Source organism: Actinomadura rubrisoli, from assembly GCF_004349215.1.
Classification (GTDB): domain Bacteria; phylum Actinomycetota; class Actinomycetes; order Streptosporangiales; family Streptosporangiaceae; genus Spirillospora; species Spirillospora rubrisoli.
Genome location: NZ_SMKU01000394.1, coordinates 1 through 7,934, shown reverse-complemented (window position 1 = coordinate 7,934; position 7,934 = coordinate 1). Strand labels below are relative to the sequence as shown.

At 68.6% G+C, this 7,934-nt stretch carries 9 protein-coding genes and 3 pseudogenes; 5 read left to right on the top strand and 7 right to left on the bottom strand.

The window, feature by feature from the left end:
* Positions 1-213 precede the first annotated feature (213 nt).
* The 3 genes and pseudogenes from E1298_RS52045 to E1298_RS40730 all read right to left on the bottom strand — a co-directional run.
* Positions 214-288, bottom strand: a pseudogene (locus E1298_RS52045) (helix-turn-helix domain-containing protein); the annotation flags it as partial.
* Between the two features lie 144 nt (positions 289-432).
* Positions 433-675: pseudogene (locus E1298_RS52040) on the bottom strand (IS3 family transposase); the annotation flags it as partial.
* Between the two features lie 64 nt (positions 676-739).
* Complete coding sequence (locus tag E1298_RS40730) at positions 740-1,054, bottom strand: transposase (protein WP_131902729.1); 315 nt, start codon at positions 1,052-1,054, stop codon at positions 740-742.
* A gap of 198 nt (positions 1,055-1,252) precedes the next feature.
* On the opposite strand from E1298_RS40730, the pseudogene E1298_RS52035 reads away from it, so the two are divergent.
* A pseudogene (locus E1298_RS52035) lies at positions 1,253-1,411 on the top strand (integrase core domain-containing protein); the annotation flags it as partial.
* A gap of 53 nt (positions 1,412-1,464) precedes the next feature.
* Here E1298_RS52035 and E1298_RS40720 read toward each other — a convergent pair.
* Together E1298_RS40720 and E1298_RS40715 are read right to left on the bottom strand one after the other, a co-directional pair.
* Positions 1,465-2,022, bottom strand: a complete 558-nt coding sequence (locus tag E1298_RS40720) for a carboxymuconolactone decarboxylase family protein (RefSeq protein WP_131902728.1) — start codon at positions 2,020-2,022, stop codon at positions 1,465-1,467.
* A gap of 84 nt (positions 2,023-2,106) precedes the next feature.
* Positions 2,107-2,433 carry a winged helix-turn-helix transcriptional regulator gene (locus E1298_RS40715; protein WP_243726138.1) on the bottom strand — a complete coding sequence of 109 codons (327 nt, stop codon included), beginning with the start codon at positions 2,431-2,433 and terminating at the stop codon, positions 2,107-2,109.
* 113 nt (positions 2,434-2,546) lie between these two features.
* On the opposite strand from E1298_RS40715, the gene E1298_RS40710 reads away from it, so the two are divergent.
* Together E1298_RS40710 and lplAB are read left to right on the top strand one after the other, a co-directional pair.
* Positions 2,547-2,732, top strand: coding sequence for a hypothetical protein (locus E1298_RS40710; protein ID WP_131902727.1), 186 nt, complete (start codon positions 2,547-2,549; stop codon positions 2,730-2,732).
* A gap of 291 nt (positions 2,733-3,023) precedes the next feature.
* Positions 3,024-4,073, top strand: coding sequence for a lipoate-protein ligase LplAB (gene lplAB / locus E1298_RS40705; RefSeq protein WP_131902726.1), 1,050 nt, complete (start codon positions 3,024-3,026; stop codon positions 4,071-4,073).
* A gap of 9 nt (positions 4,074-4,082) precedes the next feature.
* On the opposite strand, the gene E1298_RS40700 is transcribed toward lplAB, so the two are convergent.
* A complete protein-coding gene (locus E1298_RS40700; RefSeq protein ID WP_207945133.1) occupies positions 4,083-5,210 on the bottom strand; it encodes a Gfo/Idh/MocA family protein in 1,128 nt (375 codons plus the stop codon).
* Between the two features lie 115 nt (positions 5,211-5,325).
* Here E1298_RS40700 and E1298_RS40695 point away from each other — a divergent pair, with 115 nt between their 5' ends.
* Positions 5,326-5,967 (top strand): TetR/AcrR family transcriptional regulator, encoded by a 642-nt coding sequence (locus E1298_RS40695; protein ID WP_165975901.1) that lies wholly within the window; start codon positions 5,326-5,328, stop codon positions 5,965-5,967.
* Here the strand turns inward: E1298_RS40695 and E1298_RS40690 are convergent.
* Positions 5,957-7,189, bottom strand: coding sequence for an MFS transporter (locus E1298_RS40690; protein WP_131902724.1), 1,233 nt, complete (start codon positions 7,187-7,189; stop codon positions 5,957-5,959). The genes E1298_RS40695 and E1298_RS40690 overlap by 11 nt on opposite strands.
* Before the next feature lie 173 nt (positions 7,190-7,362).
* On the opposite strand from E1298_RS40690, the gene E1298_RS40685 reads away from it, so the two are divergent.
* Positions 7,363-7,934: TerD family protein (locus tag E1298_RS40685; RefSeq protein ID WP_243726137.1), on the top strand; the 572-nt coding region annotated here is incomplete at its 3' end.

Sequence of the window (7,934 nt, the reverse complement as noted above, 5' to 3'; positions counted from 1 at the left end):
CAACTCCACCCAGCCCCCGTCCCGACTAGCTGGGTCTACGGACACGTTCCAGCCCCACCTTCCAGCGGGCGGTGGCCGACCTCGGTGAAGCGGGTTCATGTTCCGGCGAGAGTCAGTCCATCTACCTCGTTCCGTCGCTGCCGCTTAAAGCACTGATTGAAGCCGAATCTCGCTGTCCCTTGCCAGCGAGGGCGAGGCACCGTGACGGTCTGACCTTCGGGTGCGCGGATCGCGGTTGCGGCGCACCTCGCGGCTGATGGTGGAGGGAGCACGGCCGAGCTCCTTGTACACGATGCTGGCGAACGCGGCCACCTGCGTGACGTCGGCCACCCACCGCCGGTTGGGCGCCGGTGCGGTGAAGTCGCGGCCCGGCAGGTCACCGGCCCGCTCGTGCCGGTCGTCGGGCGTGGCGGTGCGGACCCGGCGGCCACGCCGCACGCCCTGCAGGCCCAGCTCGCGCATCAGGCGCTCCACCGTGCAGCGGGCGACCTGATGGCCATCAGGGCGCAGGTGGTGCCAGACCTTGCGGGCTCCATACACGCGGTGGTTGGCGGCATGGATCCGGGCGATCTCGGTCTTGAGCCGCTCATCACCGACCGTCCGCTGCGAGGGAGGGCGAGTGCGGGCGGCGTAGTAGGTGGACGGTGCGATCTTGACGCCATGCTCGCGCGGCACGGGGCACGCGGCACGCGGCAGATCGGCTCGACCCCGAACACCTTCTTGAACGCGTCGATGAAGGCTATGAGAACCGCTGTGGCCGGGCGAGCCCGGCCGCGACGAAACCCGCCGCGGCCTTGAGGATCTCGTTCGCCCGCCTCAACTCGGCGACCTCGCGGCGCAGCCGCTTGATCTCGGCGGCGTCCTGGGGCGTGGTTCCCGCCCGCTTGCCGGCGTCCACGTCGGCCTGGCGGCCCCAGTTACGCAGTGTCTCGGGTGGGTTGATGCCCAACTTGACCGCGACCGCCCGAAGCGCGGCGGTCTCGGTGTCGTAGTCCGCGCAGGCCTCGGAGACCATCCGCGCCGCGCGGTTGCGCAACTCAGTCGAGGCATGCAAGTCAACCAAAGTGACTCCACGTAACTCGGGGCACATCACTCACCCCGATACAGTTCGAAAACACACCCACCGTGGCATGAGCTCCAAGAATTCAATTCCACGCAACCCGGGGCAGTCCAGAGCCTCCAACAAACCCGAAGCGCTTCACACTCCTCCGGCGGCACATCCCGGCACAACACCAACCACTCACACGAAACCAGACCCAACGAACTCCTGTCCCAGCAGACCTTCACCACCAGAGCCCAGGCCCGCCGCGCGGTCGCGGCCTGGATCGATCACTACAACACCCAACGGCGGCACTCCACCGCCGACCGGCTCAGCCCCGTCGACTACGAACAGCGGCGGAGAACGGCATGACCATCAATCTCGATGTCTCCACGGTTCCGGGGGATTGCCACTCCTGGTAGCTGTTAGTCCTCCTCTTCGGGGAATGAGGGAGCCCAGGGTTCGTTCTCGATCTCCAGTGAATTGATCAGCTGGCTGATCAGCCGGTACCAGCCTGCCAGCACAAGGAACTCGATCAGCTGGGCCTCGTTGTAGTGCTCTGCGAGGGCATCCCAGGTGGGGCGGGAGATCTGGGCGGAGTCGTGGAGCTCGTCCACTGCGGTGATGAGTGCGCGCTCTCTTGGCGACCAAGGGGCGAGGGCACCCGACACGGTTGCGTCGATCTGGTCGCGGTTCAGAGCGACCGTTTCGCCGAACGTCGCTACGTGGACGCCCCATTCGTACTGGCAGCCGGCGCGTGCGCAGGTGCGGTCGATGACGATCTCCCGGTCCTTCGGAGCCAGCTTGCCGTGGCCGAGCAGGCCGGCGCCGAGGACGCGCATGCGTGAGGCCAGTTCCGGGTTGCGGTGCAGCGTGCGGAACAGGACGAGCGGGTCACGCGCCACGCCTGGTGGCATCCACTTGCGCAGGGCTTCGTCGATCTCTGTGGTGTACGGCGGTTCGAGGGGCGCGATGCGAGCCATGGGCACTCCTGGTTGCTTCGTTTTTAGAAGCATGATGGTGCTTTTAAAAAAGAAGCACAAGGGGTGGTGCTCAGGTCGGGGGAGTTAAGCGGGGAGCGTCGCGGCCCACCGATCGGACCACCTGGACAGCGGACGGAGTGCCTCCTGAGCGTCCTGCCCGAGCGGGGTGAGGGCGTAAGGGCCCTCGGATGTCTGGTGGACGAGACCGGCGTCGATCAGTTCGAGAAGGCGCTGGCGCAGGACGCTGGACGACATGTCGTCACAGCGCTGCTGGAGGGGGCGGAAGCCCAGCGGCCCCTCGTGCAACTCCCAGATGATGCGCAGCGTCCAACGCCGCCCGAAGAGGTCGAGGGCGGCCATGATCGGACGACCTGTCGACGAGCCGCGGACCGGCTTTCCCGGTGTCGGCATGCCTCGTCCCCCCAAGCTCGATTCCCTTTACGAGATGCTAGAGGAGTGATTCCTAGTGATCACGATGTGGGTGGACGCCTCCCGGTAAGGGAGTGGGTGTCCGAGATCGCTGTGTGACGAACGCTCTGGGCAGCCTCGTGATCGCACTGTACGTCAAGATCGACGACGGCATGGCCGGGATCGCCTGGCTGCGGGGTACGGGCCTTCAACGGATCAGCGGCGTGCTGCTCCAGGACATTCAGGGGGTCTCGCGGGGCGTCGAGGGCCCGGGCCGGTTGAGCCGCTTGCGCCCGGGATGACGGTGTCGTGTTTGGTGTCGGAGCTGGTGGACGTCCGCGGGTTGGTGACGGCTGCGTTGGTCGGATGGTTCGAGCTGGTGTGCCGGGTCTTGCGGCGGCGCGGGCAGGTGTGGCTGGCGCAGGAGGCTCTGTGCCTGGTCGCCCACAGGCGCTCGCGCGATCAAGTATCCACCGGACTCTCGGATCGAAGTGTCCACCGGGTCGGCCGTGGTGTCGGCGGTTCTCGCGGAGAGGGACGGCACTGGCTGTTCGCGGAATCGGGAGCGGGGCGGCGGGGTTTGGATCTACGTGATGCACGGTGAGTACAAGGTGCCCGGCGGCAAGCTCGTGGTCGCCGATGTGGATGTCGTGGACGGTCTGCTGCGCGGTCCGAGGATCAGCGGCGATTTCTTCATGGAGCCGGATGAGGCGTTGGACGCCATCAACGCGGCTTTGGACGGGTTGCCCGCGGGATTGGACGCCAAGGCGATCGGGGCGCGCGTCCAGGCGGGGCTGCCGCAAGGGACGGTGATGCTTGGGCTCACGGCGGAGGCCGTAGGAGTTGCGGTGAGGCGGGCGGTCGCGCGTGCGTCGGACTGGCGCGACCATGAGTGGCGGTTGATCCATGAGGCGCCGCAGGGGCCGGCCCTGCACATGGCGCTGGACCAGGTTCTCGCGGAAGAGGTCGGGGCCGGACGGCGGCCGCCGACACTGCGGGTGTGGGAGTGGGCGTCGCCGGCGGTGATCATCGGTAGCTTCCAGTCGCTGCGGAACGAGGTCGACGCGGAGGCGGCGGCGCGGTACGGGGTGGATGTGGTCCGCCGCATCAGTGGCGGTGGTGCGATGTTCGTCGAGCCGGGCAACACGATCACCTATTCGCTGTACGCGCCGGAGACGCTGGTGGCGGGCATGTCGTTCGCCGAGAGCTATGCGTTCCTCGACGACTGGGTGCTGGGGGCGTTGGGGGAACTGGGCATCAAGGCCTGGTACCAGCCGCTGAACGACATCACCTCGGACAACGGCAAGATCGCGGGCGCGGCGCAGAAGCGGCTGGCCGCCGGTGCCGTGCTGCATCACGTGACCATGGCGTACGACATCGACGCGGACAAGATGCTGCGGGTGCTGCGGATCGGCAGGGAGAAGCTGTCGGACAAGGGCATCGCCAGCGCGAACAAGCGCGTCGATCCGCTGCGGCGGCAGACCGGGCTGCCCCGTGAGGAGATCATCGAGCGCATGATCGGGCACTTCCGGGGACGGTACGGGCTGGTCGGGGACCGGCTGGGCCAGGACGAGCTGCGGCTGGCCGACAAGTATGTGGCGGACAAGTTCGGGACGGGGGAGTGGACCGCCCGGGTGCCCTGATTCCGGCCCTCAGCCATGTGCAACGGTCTGCCGCCTTCCGTTCTCGGCCGAGAGTCGGACGGCGTCGAGCAGGCGATGGAGACGCAGGCCCTCGTGGAAGCCGGGAGTGCTCCGGCCACCCGTGCGGATGTCGTCGGCGAGCCGCGCGTAGAGCTGGGCGACGTTGACGACTTCGACGTCGCGCGCGTGCTCCGGCACCCGCAGGTAGCGGGCGGGGACAGGCAGTTCTGTGAGCTGGGAGCCGGGTTCCTGGCTGCCGTGCACGGCGAGTGCGCCGATCTGGACGCCCTGGGCGGCGGCAGGACCGCTGGAGGTGATCGCCAGGTCGCCGTCTGTGCCGGCGATCTCGATCCGAGTGCAGCCTCCGGCGCCCTTGGCGTCGTGTACGTGGACGGACGCCATCGCGCCGTTCGTGAGGACTGCGTTGACAAGGATCTGGTCGGGGCTGGTGGCCTTGATCGTCTCGGCGGTCTCCTCGACGGTGTAATCACTGTGGAGCAGGGCCAGTTCGGCGGACAGTTCGGTGACGGCTCCGGTGATGTACGCCATGGCGTCGAGCGTGTGGCCTGCGCCCACTTCGAGCGTCCCGGCGGCGTTGGCCTGGTCGAGGGTGTAGGCGGCCCAACTGGGGATTCGGGCGCCTGCTCCCTTGCCGCGCGCCGAGTAGACGTTGACGGAACTCACCTGGCCGACATATCCGTCGGCGACCAGATCTCGCGCGTATTGGACAGCGGGCGAGAAGCGCGCCTGGAGGCCGATCGCGTGCCGGACCCCGGCGTCCTCCACGAGCTTGGTCAGTTCTTCAGCCTCGTGAGTGGTGCGCGCCAAGGGCCATTCGCAGTAGACGTGCTTGCCCGCGTCCAGCACGGCCCGTACGAGCTCGCGGTGCGCCGGTACTTTCACCGTGATCGCGACCAGATCGACGTCGGGATGTGCGGCCAGTTCGTGTGCGTCGGTGAATGCGTGCGGGACGCCGAACCGGCGGGCGGCTTCGTCGGCGCTCTCCCTTCTGCTGGTGCCGACGGCCGTGACGTCGTAGCCGGGCAGCGCGCGGAGGGCGGGGATGTGGGCTCGCGCCGCCCAGCCCCGGTCGGGGTTCGCCCCGATGACGCCCACTCGGATCTTCTCGTCGATCATGACAATTCCTCCTAACCGGACACTCAGCGTCCGCTTTCACGAGGCTAGCGCAAGCGGACGCTGCCCGTCCACTTAAAACGGAATGAAAGTGTCCGCTTATTGGTACGATCGGATCATGACCACCACGCCGAGCGCCGTCGACCGGATCTTGGACGACGGCTCGGGCCGGAGACCGCGCGCCGACGCCAGGCGCAACCTGGAGCGGCTGGTGCGGGCGGCACGCGAGGCTGCGGGGGAGATCGGCGGGGAGGTCACGGCCCACGAGATCGCCCGCCGGGCCGGGGTGGGCGTGGGAACTTTCTACCGGCGTGTCAGCACTCTGGAGGTGCTGCTGGAGGCGGTGCTCGCCGAGGTGCTCGGCGAGATCGTCGCCAAGGGGGACGAGGGGCTCGCCGACCCTGATCCGTGGGCGGGCTTCAGCGGCTTCGCCTCGTCCTACATCCGGCTCCGCAACGAGCTGTGCGACCTCAATGAAAGACTCGGCGGCCCCCTCGACCACGCCCGTGCCGAGCTACGCGACCGCATTCGACTGCTGGTAGAGCGGGCCCAGGATGCCGGAGCCGTACGTCCGGACGTCACCTGGCAGGACATCGCATTCCTGCTCGTATCGGTCTCCACCGCTGGCCACACGGTCGGCCTACGAGCGGGCCCGGAGCAGTGGGATCGCAATCTCCGGATCGTCCTGGACGGTCTCCGCACGCCTGAGCCCGCGCCTCTCCCGGGGGCACCGCCTGTTGAGGCGATCGCTACTTCTTGACGCTCGGCTCCGCCGGTGTCTCGGCCGGGTGCTGTTTTGCCGTGTGAAAGGAAGACGCGGTCAGCAGCAAGAGCAGCAGGGCGAGAACCTCGATGACCGTCGCCGCACCGTAGACCGCCGCTCCTGGACGGGCATTGAGCACGACGCCGCCTATGCCAGAGCCTAGGGCGATGCCCGCATAGATGGCTGAGCTGTTCAGCGACACGACCAGCGGCGCGTCAGCCGGACCGAAGCGCTGGATGAGCCGGTTGTTCTGAGGGGGCGTCTGGGTCCAGGTGGCTCCACCCCAGAGCAGGACGAGCGTTCCCGCGCCGACGAGCGTGGCCGGGCCTGCGGACGGGCGGAGGACGGCGAGGACACCGAGCAGCCCGAGCGCCACGACCTGGACGGTGTATCCCGCCGTCAGGATTGCGCGTGGCCCGTAACGGTCCGTCCCCGTGCCGCTGGCGAAGTTGCCCAGGACGGCACCCGCTCCGTACAGGAACATCATCAGACCGATCCACTCGGAACCCACGCCCGTGGGTTCGAGAGCCGTCGCCGCGTACGAGTACACCGTGTAGCTGCCGCCCATGCCGAGAATCGTCAGAGTGAGCACCTGAAGTGCGTCCCAGCGGCGGAGCGGGGCCAGGCGGCGCCGCAGCGGCACCGGCTCCGCGCCCGGCATGCGCGGCATGACCACGCGGACGCCCGCGCACGCGATGGCGCAGAGGACCGCGACCATGATCAGCGCCGTGCGCCAGCCGAACGACCGGCTCATCAGCGCGCCGAGGGGCACGCCGACCGCGGTGGCGATGGTGAGTCCACCGATCACGACCGAGAGGGCCCGTCCGCGGTACTCCGGTCTCACCAGACCCGCCGCGACGGCGAACGAGCTGGGCGTGTAGGCCGCGGCACCCGCAGCGGCGAGGACCCGGGCGACCATGAGGAACGTCAGGTTGGGGGAGAAGGCGGCGAGGACGTTGCCGGCCATCAGCACCGCCAGCCCAGATATCAGGAGCGTACGGCGCGGCACGCGCGCGGTGAGGGTGGCAAGGACGGGACAGAGCAGCGCGTACGCGATGGAGAACGCGGTCACCGATTGACCGGTCGCTGCTTCGCTCGCCCCCAGGTCCTGGGCCATCTTCGGCAGGAACGCGGCGATGATGAACGCGTCTGTCCCTGCGGCGAAGGTCCCTAGCGCGAAGACAAGCGTGCTCGGTTGCAGGGCCCGTTCCTTTGGCACTGAAGCCTCCTCTCGTTCGCCAGGGAGACGACGCAGGGTGCGGGGGTGTGACGCGGCACGGTGCAGGAACTCCGCGGCGCTGCCGTCCGTCCTCCCCTCGTGGCAGGTCGCGAGGCCGCGCGACTGCCCGTAGGTTGGTGACGTCGGCCGACGAATGAGGAGCGTTCATGTCCATGCAGAAGGGCGCCAACACCGCGGTGCCGGTTCCCTCCGTCCGGGTCGAGCTTGGCTGGCAGGGCGGGCCGGGCGTGCCCGACGCGGATGCGTCCGCGCTCCTGCTCGCCGGGACGGGCCGAGTGCGCTCCGACGACGACTTCGTCTTCTACAACCAGCCGACGCACGGCTCTGGCTCCGTTCGGCACGACGGCAAGCAGCAGGGCCCGACCGTGCTGGACGTGCTGTCGGTCGATCTGAACCGTGTCGAGCCCGATATCGAGAAAATCGTGATCGCGGCGTCGTCGGACGGGGGAACGTTCGGTCAGTTCCAGGGCCTGTACGTGCGCGTGGTGGACGCGGCGGCCGGAACGGAGGTCGCCCGGTTCGACAGCGAGGGCGCCACCAGCGAGACCGCGTTCGTGCTCGGTGAGCTCTACCGGCGCCAGGGCGCGTGGAAGTTCCGCGCCATCGGGCAGGGGTACGATTCAGGCCTCGGGGGGCTGGCAGCGGACTTCGGCATCTCGGTCGACGAGCCGGGTCAGGCGGCACCACCGCCTCCGCCCGCCCCGCCGCAGCCGCAGGCACCGCC